The 18,993-nt window shown below is 67.6% G+C and carries 16 protein-coding genes; 9 read left to right on the top strand and 7 right to left on the bottom strand.

What is annotated here, in order from left to right:
- Positions 1 to 11: 11 nt before the first annotated feature.
- The 8 genes from hutI to RYM47_RS07550 all read left to right on the top strand — a co-directional run bounded on the left by hutI (position 12) and on the right by RYM47_RS07550 (position 11,109).
- The gene (gene hutI / locus RYM47_RS07585) at positions 12 to 1,235 is read left to right on the top strand and encodes an imidazolonepropionase (RefSeq protein WP_315386939.1); all 1,224 of its coding nucleotides are present in this window, start codon (positions 12 to 14) and stop codon (positions 1,233 to 1,235) included.
- Positions 1,232 to 2,773 carry a histidine ammonia-lyase gene (gene hutH / locus RYM47_RS07580; RefSeq protein WP_315386937.1) on the top strand — a complete coding sequence of 514 codons (1,542 nt, stop codon included), beginning with the start codon at positions 1,232 to 1,234 and terminating at the stop codon, positions 2,771 to 2,773. The genes hutI and hutH overlap by 4 nt, the downstream gene beginning before the upstream one ends.
- Positions 2,770 to 3,618, top strand: coding sequence for an N-formylglutamate deformylase (gene hutG, locus RYM47_RS07575; protein ID WP_315386935.1), 849 nt, complete (start codon positions 2,770 to 2,772; stop codon positions 3,616 to 3,618). Before hutH ends, hutG begins: the two co-directional genes overlap by 4 nt.
- Positions 3,615 to 5,279, top strand: coding sequence for a urocanate hydratase (hutU, locus tag RYM47_RS07570; RefSeq protein WP_315386933.1), 1,665 nt, complete (start codon positions 3,615 to 3,617; stop codon positions 5,277 to 5,279). The genes hutG and hutU overlap by 4 nt, the downstream gene beginning before the upstream one ends.
- A 153-nt stretch (positions 5,280 to 5,432) precedes the next feature.
- Entirely contained in the window at positions 5,433 to 7,469 is a 2,037-nt protein-coding gene (locus RYM47_RS07565) for a TonB-dependent receptor (protein WP_315386932.1), read from the top strand.
- Positions 7,470 to 7,820: 351 nt separating this feature from the next.
- Positions 7,821 to 9,938, top strand: coding sequence for a TonB-dependent receptor (locus tag RYM47_RS07560; protein ID WP_315386931.1), 2,118 nt, complete (start codon positions 7,821 to 7,823; stop codon positions 9,936 to 9,938).
- 119 nt (positions 9,939 to 10,057) lie between these two features.
- Positions 10,058 to 10,474 carry a hypothetical protein gene (locus RYM47_RS07555; RefSeq protein ID WP_315386930.1) on the top strand — a complete coding sequence of 139 codons (417 nt, stop codon included), beginning with the start codon at positions 10,058 to 10,060 and terminating at the stop codon, positions 10,472 to 10,474.
- A 98-nt stretch (positions 10,475 to 10,572) separates the two neighbouring features.
- Positions 10,573 to 11,109 carry a hypothetical protein gene (locus tag RYM47_RS07550; protein WP_315386929.1) on the top strand — a complete coding sequence of 179 codons (537 nt, stop codon included), beginning with the start codon at positions 10,573 to 10,575 and terminating at the stop codon, positions 11,107 to 11,109.
- Here RYM47_RS07550 and RYM47_RS07545 read toward each other — a convergent pair.
- Positions 11,085 to 11,834, bottom strand: coding sequence for a cyclic nucleotide-binding domain-containing protein (locus RYM47_RS07545; protein WP_315386928.1), 750 nt, complete (start codon positions 11,832 to 11,834; stop codon positions 11,085 to 11,087). The genes RYM47_RS07550 and RYM47_RS07545 overlap by 25 nt on opposite strands.
- A gap of 407 nt (positions 11,835 to 12,241) precedes the next feature.
- On the opposite strand from RYM47_RS07545, the gene RYM47_RS07540 reads away from it, so the two are divergent.
- Positions 12,242 to 12,523 carry a hypothetical protein gene (locus RYM47_RS07540; protein ID WP_315386927.1) on the top strand — a complete coding sequence of 94 codons (282 nt, stop codon included), beginning with the start codon at positions 12,242 to 12,244 and terminating at the stop codon, positions 12,521 to 12,523.
- Positions 12,524 to 12,603: 80 nt separating this feature from the next.
- Here RYM47_RS07540 and RYM47_RS07535 read toward each other — a convergent pair whose 3' ends face one another.
- From RYM47_RS07535 to RYM47_RS07510, 6 genes are all read right to left on the bottom strand, one after another.
- The gene (locus RYM47_RS07535) at positions 12,604 to 13,221 is read right to left on the bottom strand and encodes an SCO family protein (RefSeq protein WP_315386925.1); all 618 of its coding nucleotides are present in this window, start codon (positions 13,219 to 13,221) and stop codon (positions 12,604 to 12,606) included.
- 1 nt (position 13,222) lies between these two features.
- Positions 13,223 to 14,362: a hypothetical protein gene (locus tag RYM47_RS07530; RefSeq protein ID WP_315386923.1), complete on the bottom strand. Its 1,140-nt coding sequence runs from the start codon at positions 14,360 to 14,362 to the stop codon at positions 13,223 to 13,225.
- A complete protein-coding gene (locus tag RYM47_RS07525; RefSeq protein WP_315386922.1) occupies positions 14,362 to 15,951 on the bottom strand; it encodes a multicopper oxidase domain-containing protein in 1,590 nt (529 codons plus the stop codon). The genes RYM47_RS07530 and RYM47_RS07525 overlap by 1 nt, the downstream gene beginning before the upstream one ends.
- 41 nt (positions 15,952 to 15,992) lie before the next feature.
- The gene (locus RYM47_RS07520) at positions 15,993 to 16,316 is read right to left on the bottom strand and encodes a hypothetical protein (protein ID WP_315386921.1); all 324 of its coding nucleotides are present in this window, start codon (positions 16,314 to 16,316) and stop codon (positions 15,993 to 15,995) included.
- 139 nt (positions 16,317 to 16,455) lie between these two features.
- Positions 16,456 to 17,214: an SDR family oxidoreductase gene (locus RYM47_RS07515; RefSeq protein WP_315386920.1), complete on the bottom strand. Its 759-nt coding sequence runs from the start codon at positions 17,212 to 17,214 to the stop codon at positions 16,456 to 16,458.
- 1 nt (position 17,215) lies between these two features.
- Positions 17,216 to 18,955, bottom strand: a complete 1,740-nt coding sequence (locus RYM47_RS07510) for an SMP-30/gluconolactonase/LRE family protein (protein ID WP_315386918.1) — start codon at positions 18,953 to 18,955, stop codon at positions 17,216 to 17,218.
- Between the last annotated feature and the right edge of the window lie 38 nt (positions 18,956 to 18,993).

Here is an 18,993-nt window from a genome sequence, read left to right as displayed (position 1 = left end):
TGGTTGCTGCCATGCACTGTGACACCCTCTGGACCCACGCCCACCTGATCACTGTCGACGGCCCCGGCCTGGGCGTGATCCACGACGGGGTGATCGCGGCCACCGATGGCCGCATCGTGCACGTGGGCCCGGCCGCTTCGGGCGCGCACCTGCAACCCGCGCAGCGGGTGGACTGCGGCGGCCGCTGGATCAGCCCCGGGCTGGTCGACTGCCACACCCACCTGGTCTACGCCGGCAACCGCGCCAACGAATTCGAACAGCGCCTGCAGGGCGTGAGCTACGCCGACATCGCCCGCGCCGGAGGCGGCATCGTCAGCACCGTGCGCGCGACCCGGGCTGCCAGCGAGGCCGAACTGCTTGCCGCCAGCCTGCCACGGCTGGACGCGATGCTGGCCGAAGGCATCACCACCGTTGAAATCAAATCCGGTTACGGCCTGACCCTCGAGGATGAGACCAAGCAGCTGCGCGTGGCCGCCGAGCTGGCACGGCAGCGCGCGGTGGAGATCGTGCCGACCTTCCTCGGCGCGCATGCGGTACCGCCGGGGCGCGAGGCGCAGGCGTACATCGACGAAGTCTGCAACGTGATGATTCCAACGGTGGCGGCGCAAGGGTTGGCCGAAGCCGTGGATGTGTTCTGCGAGAACATCGCCTTCAGTGCCGCGCAGGCCGAACAGGTTTTCGTGGCCGCCAAGGCCAACGGGCTGGCAGTGAAGATCCATGCCGAACAGCTCAGCAACCAGCATGGCGCGGCATTGGCGGCGCGGCACGGCGCGCTGTCGGCCGACCATATCGAACACCTGGACGCCGACGGCATTGCCGCGATGCAGGCGGCCGGCACCGTAGCGGTGCTGCTGCCGGGCGCGTTCTACTTCACCCGCGACACCACCCTGCCCCCGATCGCCGCGCTGCGTGCGGCCGGCGTGCCGCTGGCGCTGGCCACCGACAGCAACCCGGGCACCTCGCCGCTGACCAGTCCGCTGCTGGCGATGAACATGGGCGCCACCCTGTTCCGCCTGACCGTGGATGAGTGCATCGCCGGCTTCACCCGTGAAGCGGCGCGCGCACTGGGCCATGGCGAGCGTATCGGCCGCCTGGCCGTCGGCATGGACTGCGATCTGGCGATCTGGGACATCGACGCCCCCGCCGACCTGGTCTATCGCATTGGATTCAACCCGCTGCACGCGCGCGTGGTGCGCGGACAGCCCGACCTGCCTGCCTCCTGGAGCAACACATGAGCAACACCCTGGTTCTTCGCCCCGGCCATGTCACTCTCGCCCAGTGGCGGCAGGTCTATCGCGGTGCACCGCTGGCACTGGACCCCGGCGCGCTGCCGGTGGTGCGCGCCAGTGCCGCCGCCGTCGCTGCCATCGTCGCCAAGGGTGCGCCGGTGTATGGCATCAACACCGGCTTCGGCAAGCTGGCCAGCGTGCGCATCGAACGCGAGGACCTGGCCACCCTGCAGCGCAATATCGTGCTCTCGCATGCTGCTGGCGTGGGCGAACCGATGCCGGCCAACGTGGTGCGGCTGATGATGGCGCTGAAGCTGGTCAGCCTCGCGCAGGGCGCTTCCGGCGTGCGCGAGGAAACCCTGCTGCTGCTCGAAGCGATGCTGGTCAGGGGCGTGCTGCCGGTGGTACCGGCGCAGGGTTCGGTCGGCGCCTCGGGCGACCTCGCGCCGCTCTCGCATCTGGCCAGCGTGATGCTGGGCGTCGGCGAAGCGTTCATTGGTGACCAACGCCTGCCCGCAACCGACGCACTGGCGCGTGCCGGCCTGCAGCCGATCGAACTGGGCGCGAAGGAAGGCCTGGCGCTGCTCAACGGCACCCAGTTCTCCACCGCCTATGCGCTGGCCGGCCTGTTCGAAATCGAAACCGTATTCCAGGCCGCGCTGGTCACCGGTGCGTTGTCGGTGGAAGCGGCCAAGGGTTCTGACACGCCGTTCGACCCCCGCATCCACGCCATCCGCGGCCAGCGCGGGCAGATCGCCACAGCGGCCACGCTGCGCACCCTGATGCAGGGCTCGGACATCCGCGAATCACACCGTGACAACGACGTGCGCGTGCAGGACCCGTACTGCCTGCGCTGCCAGCCGCAGGTGATGGGCGCGGCGTTCGACGTGATGCGCCAGGCCGCGACCACGCTGGCGATCGAAGCCAACGGCGTGTCCGACAACCCGCTGGTGTTCACCGACACCAATGAGGCGCTCAGCGGCGGCAACTTCCACGCCGAACCGGTGGCCTTCGCCGCCGACATGCTGGCCATGGCGGTGTGCGAGATCGGCTCGATCAGCGAACGCCGCACCGCGATGCTGGTGGACCCGGCGCTGTCGGGCCTGCCCGCGTTCCTCACTCCGAAGCCTGGCCTCAATTCCGGCTTCATGATTCCGCAGGTGACCGCGGCCGCGCTGGTCTCGGAAAACAAGCAGCGCGCCTACCCGGCCAGCGTGGATTCCATTCCCACTTCTGCCAACCAGGAAGACCACGTATCGATGGCCGCACACGGCGCGCGCCGCCTGCTGCAGATGGCCGAGAACGCAGCGAATGTGGTGGGGATCGAACTGCTGGCCGCCGCGCAGGGCTGCGACTTCCACACCGGGCTGCGCTCCAGCGACGCGCTGGAAAGCGTGCGCCAGCGCCTGCGCGCGCAGGTGCCGACGCTGCAGGACGACCGATATTTCCATCCGGACATGGTCGCCGCGACGGAACTGGTACGCAGCGGCGCACTGGCCGAAGGGCTGGCCGAGGTGCTGCCGCAGGTGGAGCCGCTGGCATGAACGCCCACCCGGACTGGCTGCAGGTGCATGAAGGCGATGCACCGCTGATCGTCAGCTTCCCGCACACCGGGACCGAGCTGCCCGACGCGTTGGTCGACAATTTCGTGTCGCCGTGGCTGGCCCGCCGCGACGCGGACTGGTGGGTGCATGAGCTGTACGACTTCGCGCAGCGCATCGGCGCGACCACGGTGCGCTCGGCGATCTCGCGTTCGGTGATCGACCTCAACCGCGACCCTAGCGGGGTGTCGCTGTACCCCGGCCAGAACACCACCGGGCTGTGCCCGCTGACCACGTTCGACAACCAGCCGCTGTACCACCCCGGGCGCGAGCCGGACGCGGCGGCCATCGCGCAACGCCGCGATACCTGGTTCATGCCGTACCACGACGCACTGGCCGCGCAGATCGCGCGGCTGCGCGAGCGCCACGGCACCGTGGTGGTGTATGACGCGCATTCGATCCGCTCGCGTATTCCGCACCTGTTCGACGGTGAGCTGCCGCAGTTCAACCTGGGCACGGCCGGTCCGTCCGGGGCGCCGGACACGTCCTGCGACAACGCACTGAGCGACGTGGTCGAGAACATCTGCGGCTTCAGTGGTTTGTCGCATGTGCGCAATGGTCGCTTCAAGGGCGGCTGGATCACCCGCCACTACAGCGACATTCCCGGTGGCGTGCACAGCCTGCAGATGGAGCTGGCCTGCCGTGGCTACATGCACGAGCCGGAACTCGTGGACGTGCACAGCTGGCCTACCCCGCTCGACCCCGACCACGCTGCACCGCTGCGCCAGACCCTGCAGCAGGTGCTCAACGCCTGCCTCGAATTCGCGAACTCCCGGAGTGCTGCATGAGCCGTCACGATTCCACCCGCACCATCATCGCCCCCACCGGCACCACGCTCACCGCCAAAAGCTGGCTGACTGAAGCGCCGCTGCGCATGCTGATGAACAATCTGCATCCGGACGTGGCCGAGCGCCCGCAGGAACTGGTGGTGTACGGCGGCATCGGCCGCGCCGCGCGCGACTGGGAAAGCTATGACGCGATCGTGGAGACGCTGACCCGTCTGGAAGACGACCAGACGTTGCTGGTGCAGTCGGGCAAGCCGGTCGGCGTGTTCCGCACGCATGCCGACGCACCGCGCGTGCTGATCGCCAACTCCAACCTGGTGCCGCGCTGGGCCAACTGGGACCACTTCAACGAGCTGGATAAGAAGGGGCTGGCGATGTACGGCCAGATGACCGCTGGCAGCTGGATCTACATCGGCGCGCAGGGCATCGTGCAGGGCACCTACGAAACCTTCGTGGAAATGGGCCGCCAGCACTACAACGGCAGCCTGGCCGGCAAGTGGCTGTTCACCGGAGGGCTGGGCGGCATGGGCGGCGCGCAGCCGCTGGCCGCGGTGATGGCCGGCGCCTCGTGCCTGGCCGTGGAGTGCCGGAAGAGCAGCATCGAAATGCGCCTGCGTACCGGCTACCTGGACACCTGGACCGACAACCTGGACGAGGCGCTGCGCCTGATCGAGGAGTCGTGCACGGCCAAGAAGCCGCTGTCGGTCGGCCTGCTCGGCAACGTGGCCGACGTGCTGGACGAACTGCTGCTGCGCGGGGTCAAGCCGGACCTGCTGACCGACCAGACCTCCGCGCACGACCCGGTCAACGGCTACCTTCCGCAGGACTGGACCGTGGAGGAGTGGGACGAGAAGCGCGTTTCCGCCCCGAAGGAAGTGGAAAAGGCCGCGCGCGCCTCGATGGCGAACCACGTGCTGGCCATGCTCGGCTTCCATGCGCTCGGCGTGCCGACCGTGGACTACGGCAACAACCTGCGCCAGATGGCGCTGGAAGAAGGCGTGGCCAATGCGTTCGACTTCCCCGGCTTCGTTCCCGCCTACATCCGCCCGCTGTTCTGCCGCGGCATCGGCCCGTTCCGCTGGGCCGCGCTGAGCGGCGATCCGGAAGACATCGCCAAGACCGACGCCAAGGTCAAGGAACTGATTCCGGACAACCCGCACCTGCACCGCTGGCTGGACATGGCCGCCGAGAAGATCAAGTTCCAGGGCCTGCCCGCGCGCATCTGCTGGGTCGGCCTGGGCGACCGCGACCGGTTGGGCCTGGCGTTCAACGACATGGTCGCCAACGGTGAGCTGAAGGCACCGGTGGTGATCGGCCGCGATCACCTGGACAGCGGCAGCGTGGCCTCGCCCAACCGCGAAACCGAAGCGATGGCCGACGGCTCCGACGCGGTCTCGGACTGGCCGCTGCTCAACGCCCTGCTCAACACCGCCAGCGGCGCGACCTGGGTGTCGCTGCACCACGGCGGCGGCGTCGGCATGGGCTTCTCGCAGCATTCGGGCATGGTGATCGTGTGCGATGGCACCGAGGCCGCTGCCAAGCGCATCGCGCGCGTGCTGTGGAACGACCCGGCCACCGGCGTGATGCGGCATGCAGACGCGGGCTACGAGATCGCCATCGAATGTGCGAAGGAAAAGGGGTTGGACCTGCCGGGCATTCTTTAAGGCAGGATCCGCTGTCCGCAATCCGACATCGCCACCGCCCCACGGTCGTCCCGGCCGTGGGGTTCACGCCGGACCGACCCACGCGACTTAGCCTCTGCACCATTCCTGCAACAGGAGGTGCGGATGGCCGGGCGACGCGTTCGAAACGTGGGTATGCTCCATGCACTGCTGCTGGGCCCGCCCTGCGCCTTGGGTGCCGAGCCTCCGGCGGCGTCCATCGACCCGGTCACGCTGGACCGCATCACCGTGGTGGGCCGCCAGCAGAACCTGCTGGGCGTTGCCACCACTGCCTCGGAAGGCAGCCTGGACCGCCAGGAGCTTGAGCGACGACCGCGCCTGCGCCCCGGCGACATGGCCGAGTTCATTCCCGGCGTCGCCGCAACCCAGCACTCCGGCTCGGGCAAGGCGAACCAGTACTTCCTGCGCGGGTTCAACCTGGACCACGGTACCGACTTCGCGCAGTACCTCGAGGACATGCCGATCAACCTGCGCAGCCATGGCCACGGCCAGGGCTATTCGGACCTCAGCTTCATCATGCCGGAACTGGTCGACGCGCTCAGCTATCGCAAAGGCCCGTACTACATCGACGTGGGCGACTTTTCCTCGGCGGGATCGGCGCGCTACGTGCTGGCCGACGGCATGCCGCGGGGACTGCTGCAGTTGGAAGCTGGCCAGGGCGGCTATCGTCGGGTGGTGGCCGCCGACAGCGGTACGTTCGGCAACGTGACCGTGACCGGTGCGCTGGAGCTGCAGGGGTACGACGGGCAGTGGGACGATATCGACGAGGATGTGGACAAGAAGAATGCGCTGCTGCGGGTGTCCGCGCCGCTCGGTAACGGCCAGGCGCATGCGCTGCTGATGGCCTATGACAACCGCTGGAATTCGCCGGATCAGATTCCTGCCCGGGCGGTTGCCGAGGGCCTGATCTCCGAGCGCGGTTCCATCGATACCACCCTGGGTGGCGATTCCCGCCGCCATTCCCTGTCGGCGGGCTGGCAAGGCGGATGGCTGGGCGGTGAGACGCGGGTCAGTGCGTACTGGATCGACTACGACCTCTCGCTCTGGTCCAACTTCACCTACTTTCTGGATGATCCGGACAACGGCGATCAGTTCCGCCAGTTCGATGATCGCACCGTCACCGGGTTTCGTGCGGACCAGCAGTGGGAAGGCGAGCGCTGGAGGGTGCAGGCCGGGCTGGAAGGTCGTCGCGATGACATCGGTGCGGTGGGGCTTGCGCACACGGTCGAGCGCCGGATGCTGGACTACATCCGCAATGACCGGGTCGACGAGCGCAGCCTGGGCGCCTGGTTGGGTGGTTCCTATCGCATCACCGACACGCTGCGCATCAACGGCGGTCTGCGCCGCGACCACTACGACTTCGAGGTGGATGCACTGCAGCCGGAAAACAGCGGCGACGCGGACGACAGCATCACCTCCGCCAAAGCGGGGCTGGCGTGGCGCGTGGCCGACCCGGTCGAGCTCTATGCCAGCTGGGGACAAGGATTCCACTCTAACGATGCGCGCGGTACCACCCTGCACATCGACCCGGTGTCTGGCGACGCGGCAGACCCTGTCACACCGCTGGTGCGTTCCCGTGGCAGCGAGCTGGGCGTACGTTGGTTCCAGACCGAGCAGTTCCAGACGACGCTGGCGCTGTGGCAGCTGGAGCTGGATTCGGAGCTGCTGTTCGTGGGCGATGCAGGCAACACTGAAGCGACGCGACCCAGCAAGCGCAAAGGTGCCGAGCTCACCGCTTACTGGTTCGCGCATCCGCTGTGGAATCTGGAGCTGGAAGCCGCCTACACCGACGCCCGCTTCTCTGACTACGATCCTGCAGGAGACGCCATACCCGGCGCGGTGCCGTGGGTGGTGTCGGCAGGCTGGAACGCGGAATGGGGACACGGGTGGCACTCCAGCCTGCGCTTGCGTTATCTGGGGGCGTATCCGCTGATTGAGGACGCCAGTGTCGAATCAGACGGCGCCATCATCGCCAACCTTGCAGTTGGGAAGCGGTGGAAAAACTGGGGCGTGGAATTGGACGTGCTCAACCTGTTCGATTCGAACGACCACGACATCGATTATTTCTACGCCTCGCGTCTGCCTGGCGAGCCGGATGAGGGTGTCGAGGATCTTCATTTCCACGTGTTCGAGCCGAAGACAGTGAGGCTGCGGCTGACGTACAGTTTCTGACCCTGGCAGGCCTGACGCTGGCCGGTATGACCATTCCCGATATGACGTTGCCGGTGCACCCTCGCCGGTAGAGTCGCACCCCAGTCGACTGCCGACGGCAATCCCGCGCCCGGCGATGGCGTTGCAATGATCGACATCGCGGCTCCGTCCGACGCGAGATTGCATGGGTCCGTGCGTTAAGGAAGTCGCCAACGCGGTCGGCGGTCGTTTGGGAACCGACCCTACCGATCCATGCCACCCTACGCCGGTGCCGGGTGACGGCGGGCGCGCAACCTGTTAACTTTCGCGCCCTCAACGCGGTTTACAGGTCGTCGCGCCTGCCGCTGCCCGCTCCGTAATGGTTCCAGACGCATGCCTGTCCTTCGTTCGTTGTACCGCCCCACCCTGTCCCCCCTGCCGCTGGCCCTGTGCATTGCCCTGACGGCGACCGCGCAGGCCGCTCCGGCTGATGCACCCACCACCCTGGAGGCGGTGAAGGTCACCGCCGCCAGCGATGCCGACCAGGCGCGTGCCGCGCTCAAGCGCGTGCCCGGCGCGGGCAACGTGATCGACCTGGCGCAGGCCGACGGCCGCCTGGCCGGTACCGCTGATGTGCTGGCCTACCAGCCCGGCATCAGTGCGCAGTCGCCCGGCAATGAAGGCACCAAGGTGTCCATCCGCGGCTCCGGCATCAACCGTGGCCCGGGCGCGCACGCCTCCGGCATTTCCGTTTCGCTGGATGGCCTGCCGCTGACCGGCCCGGGCGGCACGCCGTACGAACTGCTGGAGCCGCTGTGGCTGAGCCGCGTGGACGTGCTGCGCGGGGCCAACGGCTTCGAACGTGGCGCGCTGGCGCTGGGCGGTGCGATCAACTACGTCAGCCGCAGCGGGCGCGATGCGGCCGGGCTGGAGCTGCAGTACGAAGCCGGCAGCCGCGGCTACCAGAAGCGCAGCGTCGGCTACGGCGGCATCGCCGGCAGCGTCGACTACTACCTGGCCTATACCGATACCGAGTACGACGGCTACCAGCAGCACGCCGCCGGCGACGGCAAGGGTGCGATGGCGAACGTGGGCTGGCAGATCAACCCGCAGCTGGAAACGCGCTTTTTCCTGCGCTACCGCGAAACCAACCACGAAACGCCGGGGCGCCTGACCCGCGACCAGATCCGCAACGATCCGCGCGCCGCCAACCCGGCCAACCTCGCCATCGATGCGCGCCGCCCACAGCCGGGCAGCACCTGGCTGGGCAACATGACCACGCTGCAGATCGATGACGACTCCTCGCTGCAGGCCGGGCTGGTGTACCACCACTACCCGATGGACCTCAACGAGAGCCTCTACCGGCAGCAGCTGGACTACACCAACCTCAATGCCACGCTCGACTACCGGCGCGCGCATGCGCTGCTGGGCCGCGACAGCGTGACCACGGTGGGGCTGCGCGTGACCCACGACCTCGACGCGGACGTGCGAGAAACCCTGCGCTTCCCCAGCAACGGCTATCCGGCCGGCACCCACACGCGCGACTTCTCGCATCACGGCACCAACAGTTCGCTGCACGTGAGCAACGCGCTGGCCGTGAACGAACGCCTGCGCGTGCAGACCGGGCTGGCCCTGATCAACACGCGCAAGGATGTGCAGGTCACCTGGCCGGCCACGCCGGAGCGCTTGAAGGGCAGCAACTGGGATTACGCACCGCGCCTGGGATTCACTTGGCAGCAGAGCGCCACTACCCAGTGGTTCGGCAACCTCAGCCGTTCGGTGGAACCGGCGCACCCGTGGTCGATGATCTGGGGCAGCAACCGCTACTTCGCGCCGGGCAACGGCGCGTCGAGCGGGCGCCAGCGCGCGCCGGTGGACCTGCAGAACCAGACCGCGACCACGCTGGAACTGGGTGCGCGTGGCGAGAGCGTGCTGGGTCGCTGGGAACTGACCGGGTACTACGCGCAGGTGCGGCATGAGCTGCTCAGCGTGGAGGTGGCACCGGTGCCGAACCTGTTCGTGGCTGAGAACAATGCCAGCCCGACCGTGCACCGCGGCATCGAGGCCGGGCTGGACAGCACGTTGTGGGAAGGCGGCGACGGTCGCCTGTCGCTGCGCCAGGCGTATACCTTCAGCGACTTCCGTTACCGCCACGATGCGCGCTTCGGCGACAACCGTCTGCCGGGCCTGCCGCGCCACTACTACCAGGGCGAGCTGCGCTTCGATCATCCGGGTGGGTTCTACGCGGCGCTCAACACCGAGTACGCCTCGTCGATGTTCGTGGACTATGCGAACAGTTTCCGCGCCGACAGCCATCTGATCTTCGGTACGCGGGTGGGTTTCGACGCGCCGGGTGGCCGTTGGCAGGCGTGGGTGGAGATGCGCAACATCGGCGACAAGCATTACGCGGCTACGGTGACGCCGGGCTACAACGATGCAGGGAAGGATGTGGCGCGGTCTACGCCGGGGGATGGGCTGGGTGTTTATGGGGGGGTGCGCTGGCGGTTCTGACACGCGTGGCGTGTCACTACACGGTGTGCCCAAGGTACGTTTGCCAGTAGAAATACGGGTGTGGGGGGCGATGTGCTGGTGGAGACTGAGGCTTCCCTGGCCGCCCTGCGGAGCTTCCCGTGAACCAGCTTGCTTCTACCCTCGCCTGCTCCCTTGTGATCTGCCTGGGCGTTGTTGCCTCCGCCCATGCGCAGAAGGTCGGTGATACCGCCGCGCAGCGCTTTGCCGCCCTGGACAAGAATGGCGATGGGCGGGTCAGCGATGACGAGTACGACGGCGCGGCGCTGTTCCGCCTGTTGGATGGCGACCGCAATTACAAGGTCACCGTCGAGGATATCCAGGAGGTGGTGGGCCCGGACCGCGATGGCCAGCTCACCGCGGCCGACCGGATCCGGGTGGCCGATCTGAACGGCGATGGCGAACTCACCGAGGAAGAGGTGTCGCGCGTGGCCGACATGCGGTTCCAGTCGCTGGACGTGGACCATGACAACAACCTGACCTTTGCTGAATTCCAATCCGGGTTCTGGCGGCCCTGAGCCGCTCTTAGGGCAGCGAGGTGGAGTGGGCTTGACCTGGATCAACCCCGACGCCAGCGTACTGTCTAGGCTGGAATTCCCCTCCCTGGAATTCCTCCATGAACATCCTACTGGGCCTGCTGCCCTTCCTGGTGTTTGCCATCGCCGCGCGCCTGTTCGGCACCTCCGGTGCCCTGTGCGCGGCCGCCCTGACCGCGCTGATCCTGTGCGCGCGTGACTGGACCGGCCCACGCCGGCATTGCGGAGTGCTTGAACTGGTCTCGCTGATCGTGTTCGGTGGCCTGGCCGTGTACGCCGGCCTGACCCGACCGGCATGGCCGGTGATGGGCGTGCGGCTGGCGGTTGATACGGTGCTGCTGCTGGTGATGCTGGCATCGCTGCTGATCGGCCGCCCCTTCACGCTGGGCTATGCCCGGCCGGAAGGCGATCCGGCCGCGTGGCTGACACCGCGCTTCATCCGCGGGCATTACGTGGTGTCCGGTGTGTGGACCGCAGCGGTGGCGGCGATAGTGGCCGCCGACGCGCTGGTGCTGGTGTGGCCCAATGCGCTGATCGTCGGCGTGGCGGTGATCGTCACCGCCCTGCTCGCGGCCAGCCGTTTCACCTCCCGTTACGCAGCTTCCCTGCGCACCTGATCGAGGTCCGCCTCGGCGGCCGCCATTGCCTGCAGGCGTTCGCGGCCGCGCACTTCCACTTCGCGGCCGTCGAGCGCGACCAGGCCTTCGGCCTGGAAGCGGCGCAGCAACCGGCTGAGCGTTTCCGGCGCCAGCCGCAGGTAACTGGCGATATCCATGCGTGACATGGTCAGCTGCCAACGGCTGGCCGAGTAGCCGCGTGCGGCCATGCGGTCGGCCATGCCGATCAGGAACGCGGCCAGGCGCTCGTCGGCGCTGTTGTTGCACGAGAGCTGCGTGGCCCGGGCGATGTCGCGGCTGAGCAGCCGGAACAGCTTGGCCTGCAGCTGCGGCATGCGTGCCGACAGCGAGGCCGCCACCCGGAACGGCAGCCGGCAGGTGGTCACCGTGTCCAGCGCGATGGCGTTGCACGGGTGGCGCTCTTCATCGATCGCGCTGAGCCCGAGGATGTCGCCCGGCATGTGGAAGCCCAGGGTCTGCTCGCGGCCTTCGCGGTCGATTGAATAGGTCTTTACCGTGCCCAGCCGGATCACCGAGATGTACTGGAACGGGTCGCCCTGGCGGAACAGGAAACTACCGGTGTGGACCGGTGCGGTGTGCTCGATGAGGCCGTCGAGCTCGTGCAGGTTGCCTGCCTCCAGGGAACCGGGAAAACAGTCCGAGACCAACGGGCAGGACTGACATTCGCGGCAGCGCGCCGACGGCGCACCAGAACGGGTACTCATGACACGTAACTCCAGCACTACAGCGTCGCCCGGTATCCGGGCACTGGCAGGACTGGATATGCCTGCCGCCTTCCCCCTGTCTGATGCGCAGAACAAAAAGCGATAAGGCGGGCCGTCGTGGAGGCGTGGTGCCGGTCGGCCGGACCGGCAGTGGTTGCCGGTGGGTGCGGCACCGCAGGGGGCGGTGGCGCGCGTAATCCAACATGTGGACTACGGTTCCATAATATTTATTGGAACAGCGTTCCGCAATATGAGAAACCTCAGTATTTCTACTGGTTCTGCGTATTCAGGAGGGGATATGCCGTGGCTTGACCCAGGTCAAGAAGCCGCATCTGGCAATCCCTACTGTGTGCTCACCGGCCGCGCTGACGCGGATCACGGAACCCCAACCCTTTCGGAGTAATCGCATGAACCGCATGACCCGCCTCGCCCCCTTCGCCCTGTTCGGCGCCCTTGTACTGGCCGGTGCTGCCCAAGCCGAGCCGGTGGTCAACATCGGCGAACGCCATGGCGACCTGCGCGCCGCGCAGGAACATATCGTGCAGGCTTACCAGCTGGTGGCTGCGGCCCAGCAGAACAATGACGACCGCCTTGGAGGCCACGCCGGACGCGCCCGCGAGCTGTTGGCGCAGGCGGATGCAGAGCTGCGCCAGGCGGCGAACTCCGCCAACAACAACGGCCGCCCCTGATTGGCGGCGTGCACGATATGGCAACACGTCAACGCGGCCCACGGGCCGCGTTTTTTTTTGCCCAACGCAATGCGTTACCCTCAGCGCCGCGGCACCCCCGCTACCCGCGCGCGCGGCGAGGTACGCGCCAGGTCACCCACGATCTGCGTGGCCACCTGCGCTTCATCGGCCGTGCGCCCGAAGTGATCCACATACCGACCGTTGCGGTCGAGCAGGAACACGAACGTGGAGTGATCCATCATGTATTGGCCCGGCTTCCCGTAGGGCACCTTCTTGTAGTACACGTGGTAACGATCGGTAATTGCCGTGATCTGCGCCGGCGTTCCGGTCAGTCCCACCATGTCGGGCCCGAACAGCGACACGTAGTTCTTCATCTTCGCCGGCGTATCGCGTTCCGGATCGATGCTGACGAACACCGGCGTCAACGATGGCCCGCCCGCCTTCTGCACGCGCCGCGCGATGCGCTGCACGCGGGCCAGGTCGGTCGGGCATACGTCCGGGCAGCTGGTGAAACCGAAATACAGCAGCACCGGCTTGCCGTGGAAGCTGCGGTCGGTCACCGCCTGGCCGTTCTGGTCGGTCAGCTTGAACGGCCCACCGATCAGGCTCTGGTTCTGCGCCGCCAGCGGCTGCATCGACAGCAGCAGCAAGGACAACGACACGGCCGGGACGAACGCCGGCCACAGGGTCCGCAGCATGTCAGTGCGCTCCTTCATAGGTCAGCGCGAAACCGACCAGGTTGGAATCCTGTCCGGCCTGCGCCTGGCTGCCCACCGAGAACGCCATGGTCAGCTGGCCGGTGACCCGGTAGCCCATGCTCAGTTCGTTGAGGTAATCGTGCCGCCCTGCCCCGGGCGCCCACGGACGCCGCTTGTCGGTACGGGTGGCGCCGAATACCCAGCGCCCATAGTCCACCGTCACCGAGGTGGTGAGGTAGCGGGTATCGTTGCCGGCCACCGCATCCTCATTCTGCACGTCGGCGTACTCCACCAGCGGCACCACGTCGAAGTAGCGGCCACGCAGCGTGCTGTCCAGGTCCGCGCTCGATGCCGGCGCCCAGATGTAGCGCGCCGAGACCACGCTGATGATCTCGTCATCCGCGGGGCCGGTATCCGGCTGCGCCACGCCGGCGCGGTTGCGCATGTAACCCGCTTCCAGCTCCAGGAACGGCAGTGCCGGAATCGAATTCCAGTTCACGGTGAGCGCGTACGAGTCCAGCTTGCCGGTGTTGGCCGGTCCGCCGTCCGAGCGCTGCGCGCGCCCGCCACTGCGCAGGAACGGCCGACTGAGTTCGGTGGTATCGGCGGTGTAGAGGTTCACTCCACCCTGCACCATGCCGGCCTTCTGCCCGAACCAGCGATAGGCATAGGTGGCGCCGAGCATGCCGCCGAGGTCGTATGTCGACACGAAATCGTTGGTGTACAGCCCGGGTGCGGCGTCCATGGCGCGCCCGAACGGCACCTGCAGTTTGCCGACCTGCAGCTGCGTGTGCTGGGTGAGCTTGTAGTAGTTCAGTTCGTTGATCACCAGCCCGACGTCACCAAAGGTCCGCTTCTCGCCGGTGGCCGGCGGGTTGATCGGATTGAGTTCGGTCGACAGCCGGATCTGGTCATTCGGGCTGAAGCGTACGTAGAAGCTGCTCTGGATGTCCGGGTAGAAGTCGGTGGTGTTGCGCGGCGCAGGCGTGTCTTCGGCGTGGCTGTAGTCGTACTGCAGCACCGCGCTGTAGTCCATGCCGACGTTCGGGTAGTAGCCCTTGTCGGCACGCGCTTCAGTGGAGACCAGGCCCAGCCCGGCGGTCACGCCCAGCATGAGGGCGGTTCGGCGCACGGCGTTCATCAGCGCACCTCCGCAGGCAGCTGCACATTGGTGGGCAGCACGAACTCACGGCCGGTGTTCTGCAGGTAGCTGCAGGTCTGGTTGTCGCCATAGATGCCGCCGAGCGGAGCCAGCTTCACCGCCTGCTCGTAGTCTTCCGGCCGCACCACCTGCACCACCTGCATCATGCCGCCGTCCTCGTGTTCGAGGATGTGGCAGTGGTAGACGAACTTGCCCAGCATCACCGGGTCCTTGAACGGAATGCGCAGGGTGATCGAGCCGCGCGTGGGTATGTACACCGTGTCGCGGTAGCCGCTGAACGGCACCGGCTTGTCGTTGATCGCCACCACCTGGAAGTCGGTCTGGTGGATATGGAACTGGTGCAGCTCCTGCGACGGGTTGTACAGGCGCCACTCTTCCACATCGCCGAGCTTGACCGTGGTGTTGACCCGGCGCGGGTCGAAGCGCTCGCCATTGATCATGAACGCGTCGCCGTCGGTGGGCGAGTCCTGGAACGCGAACTGGCGGACGTTGGCGACGGGCACGTTGCGCAGGTCCTGCGCTGCCGGGTAGGCACTGGTGATGGATCGGGTGGGCACCGGCGCGCCGGACGAGCGCAGCGTGGCGATGCGTGCGCCCTTGTACTGGTCACCGGCCGCGCCGGTGTTGCCGGCGGCCAGCTCGACCGGATGGTCGCCGGCGGCCGGGCCCACCACCAGCACGCTGAAGCGCGCCGACGGCCCGATCAGCAGCTCGTCGGTCATCACCTTTTTGGTCACGGTGTTGCCGTCGCGGGAGAGGATCTGCACGTCCTGTCCGTTGATGCGCACGCGGAAGTACTGGTTGGCGGAAATGTTGAGCAGGTGCCACAGCTGGGTTTCGCCGGGCTGGATGTCGATCACCGGGTCGGCCTGCCCATTCACGGTGCGGATCGACGGTGCACTGGTCACGATCGCGCTGGCCAGCTTGCCGGTGCTGGTCTTCTGGAAGTTGCGCAGGACCAGCACCCGCTCCTGGATGCCCTTCAGCTCCGGGAACGGGTCGAGGATGCCGTCGACCAGGATCGGCCCGGCGATGCCCGATTCCACCTGGCGCTGGGCGCCGCCGTGGAAATGGCTGTGGTACCAGTACGCTCCCGGGCTGTGGTCCGGCGGCAGCTTGAACCGGTACAGGCCCTGCTGGTGCGGGCCGACTTCGCGGAAGATGCTGTCGCCCGAATCCAGTGGCGTCACCGTCATGCCGTGGAAATGCAGGTTGGTCTTTTCGTCCATCTGGTTGTCCAGGGTCACCGCGATGGTGCCGCCCGGCTTCGTCCGGATCAGCGGCGCGTCGTAGTTGCCGTTGAACACCAGCGCGCGGTACGGCTGGCCGCCCACGGAGACCTGCGACATCGCCGCGCGCAGCGTGCCCTGGCTGACCCCGTCGGCGCCGTACCGGATCTCGACCGGCGGCTGCAGCGGCGCCCCGGGGGTGCTGCGTTCGGCCGGTGCCTGCGCGACGGTGGCGCCGGTGCACAGCAGCGCGACCACCAGGGCCACGGCATAGAGGTCATGCACGCGCCGCAGCCGGTTCGCGCGTGAAGGAGTGGGAGCAGTGGCTGGGGCGTCCATGGCGATACCTGTAGGGGAAACGGGAACGAGCGGCTTCGGCGTCAGGTGCCGGCAACCGCCCAGGTGATGAAGGCGGTGGCGACGGTGCTCAGCACCAGCCCGACCAGGAACAGCCAGTCGGCGGCCCATTCAAGGACGCGGTTGCGCTTGCGGCGACGGGTGCGCAGCGCCCAGTAGGCGGTCAGGCACGAGGCCAGGTAGATCAGCGAGTTGATGCACAGCAGGTCGTCGCCGAAGGTGTCGACCTTGCGCAGCACGCTCACCACGTGCAGCACGCCGACCACGGTCATGCAGACCCCGATCATCGCGGCCGAGGTGGTGAAGATGTGCACGCACATGTCCTCGTCGAGGCCGGGCGTATGCATCGGGGGCACAGGTTTGCGTGGGGCTGGAGGCATGCCGATCTCGCTGACGGGACGGGGGGCATGCGCACGGTAGCGGCGGCCGGAGGCCGGCCACATGACCCAGATCAAGTCAACGCAACTTCAGCCGGTCAGCGGCCGATCAGGCCACGCCACCGTCCACCGTGAAGGTCTGCCCGGTGCACAGCGCACTTTCGTCGGCGCACAGCCACAGCGCCATCTCGGCGATGTCGGCCGGCCGCAGGTGGGTCTTCAGGCACTGCCGCTCCAGGTAGCGTGCGGACTTGCCCGGGTCGGCGGCGGCCTTCGCCAGCTGCCGCTGGGTGAGTACCCAGCCCGGCGCGATCGCATTCACACGGATGCCATCGGTGCCCAGCTCGCGAGCCAGGCTGCGGGTCAGCCCTTCCACGGCCGATTTGAGCGTGCAGTACACCGGCACACCGGACACGCCGATCCGCCACGCCACCGAACCGAGGTTGACGATGGCGCCCTGCCCGGCCGCCCGCATCGGCACGGACAGCGCCTGGGCGAGGAAGAACTGGTGACGCAGGTTGACCGCCACGCGGTCGTCCCAGTCGGCCGGAGTGACCTCGCCCAGCGGCTGGGCCTGGTCGTTGCCGGCGTTGTTGATGAGCGCATGCGGCGTGCGCCCGCCGAGCAGGCCCTTCACTGCCGCCAGCGACGCCTCGACGTCGCGCAGGTCGCAGACCGCGTGCGCCGGTGGGGCCATGCCACGTGCCACCAGCGCTGCCACCGTGCGCTGCGCCGCGTCGGCATCGATGTCAACGAAGCACACCTGGCTGCCCTGCAGCGCGAAGGCTTCCACGATGGCCGCGCCGATGCCCGACGCGCCCCCGCTGACCACCACCACCTTGCCCGCAAGCGAGGGGTACCGGGCCATGTCAGCCGCCGTAGCCGCGCACCGGCGCGCCGGCCACATCGACGTCCAGAGCCAGCAGGCTGCCCGAGAGCGGCGCGGCAGCCAGCTGGGTGGCCGACAGGCGGATCCGCGCGGTGGTGATGTACAGCGTCTTCAACTGTGGACCGCCGAACGCCAGGTTGGTGGGGCGTGGCACCGGCAGGTCGATGCTGCGCACGACGGTGCCGTCCGGCGCCAGCCGCTTGATCGCCCAGCCATCCCACATCGCGCACCACACATGGCCCTGCGCGTCGACCGCCAGGCCGTCGGGCATGCCCTCGGAGTCGCTGAAGATGGCGAACACGCGCTTGTTCGAGACGCGGCCGGTGTCCAGCGCGTAGTCGTACACGTAAACGGTGCGGCGACCGGAGTCGGCCAGGTAGAAGCGGGTGTTGTCCGGGCTCCAGCCGAGCCCGTTGCAGATGTGGAAGCCGCTTTCGATCTCGTCAAGCACGCCGTCGGTGTCAAGCCGGTACAGCGCGCCGCGCTCGGGCGTGGCATCGATGGCCAGTGTGCCGGCCCATAGACGGCCAAGCGCATCGCACTTGCCGTCGTTGAAGCGGCGCCCGCTCATGTGCAGGGGCGCAGCAATCGGATGCATCCCGCCACCGGGCAGGTCCAGCACGCGGAATCCGCTCTGGGTGGCGGCGATGAAACCACCCGAGGTACGCGGTACCACCACGCCGACCAGCTCGCCCAGCGGCGTGGATCGCGTGTCCCCGGTAGCCAGGTTGGAGATGTTGACCGACGGCGCCAGGATGTCCACCCACAGCAGCGAGCGTCCATCGCCGAGCCAGTGCGGGCTCTCGGCCAGGAATGCGCTGTGCGGGATCACGCAGCGCACGTCGTGGTCCACGGCGTGGCTGGGCGTGACCGAGGTGCTGATCGACATGAAGGTTTCCCCCACGTTGCCGGCAATGCGCCGCGCCGCTTCGATGACGTCGCGGCCCAGCGCATGCAGGCGTTCCAGCGGCAGCCGGAACGACGGGCCACTGATGCTGACCGCGCCGATGGCTTCGCCGCGGTGGTCCAGGATCGGCGCCGCCACGCCGCTGACACCGAGTGCGGATTCCTCGACCGACACCGCGTAACCGCGTGCCTTGATCAGGTCCATTTCGCGCTGCAGGTCGGCCAGGTCGAGGATCGAATGCGGGGTCAGCGCGGCCAGCGGTCCACCGCTGAGATATCGCTGCAGTTCTTCGGGCGGGCGATGCGACATCACCGCCTTGCCGATCGAGGTCGCCACCGCCGGCAGGCGGCTGCCCACGCCGTTTGCCAGGCGCATCGCCTGCACGTGGTCGCGCTGGTCGATGATCAGGATGTCGCGACCTTCCAGGATGCCCAGCCGGGTCGTTTCCTGCGCGAGTTCGCGCAGCCGCAGCAACTCCGGTTCGGCGGCACTGCGCAGGTCGAAATCGCTCCACACCTGGTGCGCCATCTCGAACAGGCGCGTACCCAGGCGATAGGTCTGGCTCGCCTCGTCCACGCGCACCAGCCGGTATTCGATCAGCGTCTGCAGTATCCGGTGCAGCGTGCTCTTGGGCAGTCCGGAATAGCGCCCGAGTTCGCTAAAGGGCAGCGGGTGCGGGGCGTCGGCGATCAGGGTGAGCAGGCTCAGGCCCTTGGACAGCGCCTGCGCACCGGGAATGGCAAAACGCGGGTCGCCGTCGTCCACGGCCTCGGCGAGGTCGTCGCGGGATGCGGAGTGCCTGGTTCGCGCCATGATCGCTGTCCGGGGCTGGGGCCGACGCTGCCGATCCT

This window comes from uncultured Stenotrophomonas sp., assembly GCF_963519125.1.
GTDB lineage: Bacteria > Pseudomonadota > Gammaproteobacteria > Xanthomonadales > Xanthomonadaceae > Stenotrophomonas.
Note: the sequence above shows the minus strand (reverse complement) of the source record. Positions and strands in the feature narration are given on the sequence as shown.

Excerpts from the sequence above, each read along its gene's own strand:
- RYM47_RS07535 (WP_315386925.1), bottom strand. The coding sequence starts at position 13,221 with ATGCTGCGGACCCTGTGGCCGGCGTTCGTCCCGGCCGTGTCGTTGTCC.
- RYM47_RS07540 (WP_315386927.1), top strand. The coding sequence starts at position 12,242 with ATGAACCGCATGACCCGCCTCGCCCCCTTCGCCCTGTTCGGCGCCCTT.
- RYM47_RS07565 (WP_315386932.1), top strand. The coding sequence starts at position 5,433 with ATGCTCCATGCACTGCTGCTGGGCCCGCCCTGCGCCTTGGGTGCCGAG.
- hutH (WP_315386937.1), top strand. The coding sequence starts at position 1,232 with ATGAGCAACACCCTGGTTCTTCGCCCCGGCCATGTCACTCTCGCCCAG.
- hutG (WP_315386935.1), top strand. The coding sequence starts at position 2,770 with ATGAACGCCCACCCGGACTGGCTGCAGGTGCATGAAGGCGATGCACCG.
- hutI (WP_315386939.1), top strand. The coding sequence starts at position 12 with ATGCACTGTGACACCCTCTGGACCCACGCCCACCTGATCACTGTCGAC.
- RYM47_RS07545 (WP_315386928.1), bottom strand. The coding sequence starts at position 11,834 with ATGAGTACCCGTTCTGGTGCGCCGTCGGCGCGCTGCCGCGAATGTCAG.
- RYM47_RS07550 (WP_315386929.1), top strand. The coding sequence starts at position 10,573 with ATGAACATCCTACTGGGCCTGCTGCCCTTCCTGGTGTTTGCCATCGCC.
- hutU (WP_315386933.1), top strand. The coding sequence starts at position 3,615 with ATGAGCCGTCACGATTCCACCCGCACCATCATCGCCCCCACCGGCACC.
- RYM47_RS07520 (WP_315386921.1), bottom strand. The coding sequence starts at position 16,316 with ATGCATACGCCCGGCCTCGACGAGGACATGTGCGTGCACATCTTCACC.
- RYM47_RS07510 (WP_315386918.1), bottom strand. The coding sequence starts at position 18,955 with ATGGCGCGAACCAGGCACTCCGCATCCCGCGACGACCTCGCCGAGGCC.
- RYM47_RS07530 (WP_315386923.1), bottom strand. The coding sequence starts at position 14,362 with ATGAACGCCGTGCGCCGAACCGCCCTCATGCTGGGCGTGACCGCCGGG.
- RYM47_RS07525 (WP_315386922.1), bottom strand. The coding sequence starts at position 15,951 with ATGGACGCCCCAGCCACTGCTCCCACTCCTTCACGCGCGAACCGGCTG.
- RYM47_RS07560 (WP_315386931.1), top strand. The coding sequence starts at position 7,821 with ATGCCTGTCCTTCGTTCGTTGTACCGCCCCACCCTGTCCCCCCTGCCG.
- RYM47_RS07515 (WP_315386920.1), bottom strand. The coding sequence starts at position 17,214 with ATGGCCCGGTACCCCTCGCTTGCGGGCAAGGTGGTGGTGGTCAGCGGG.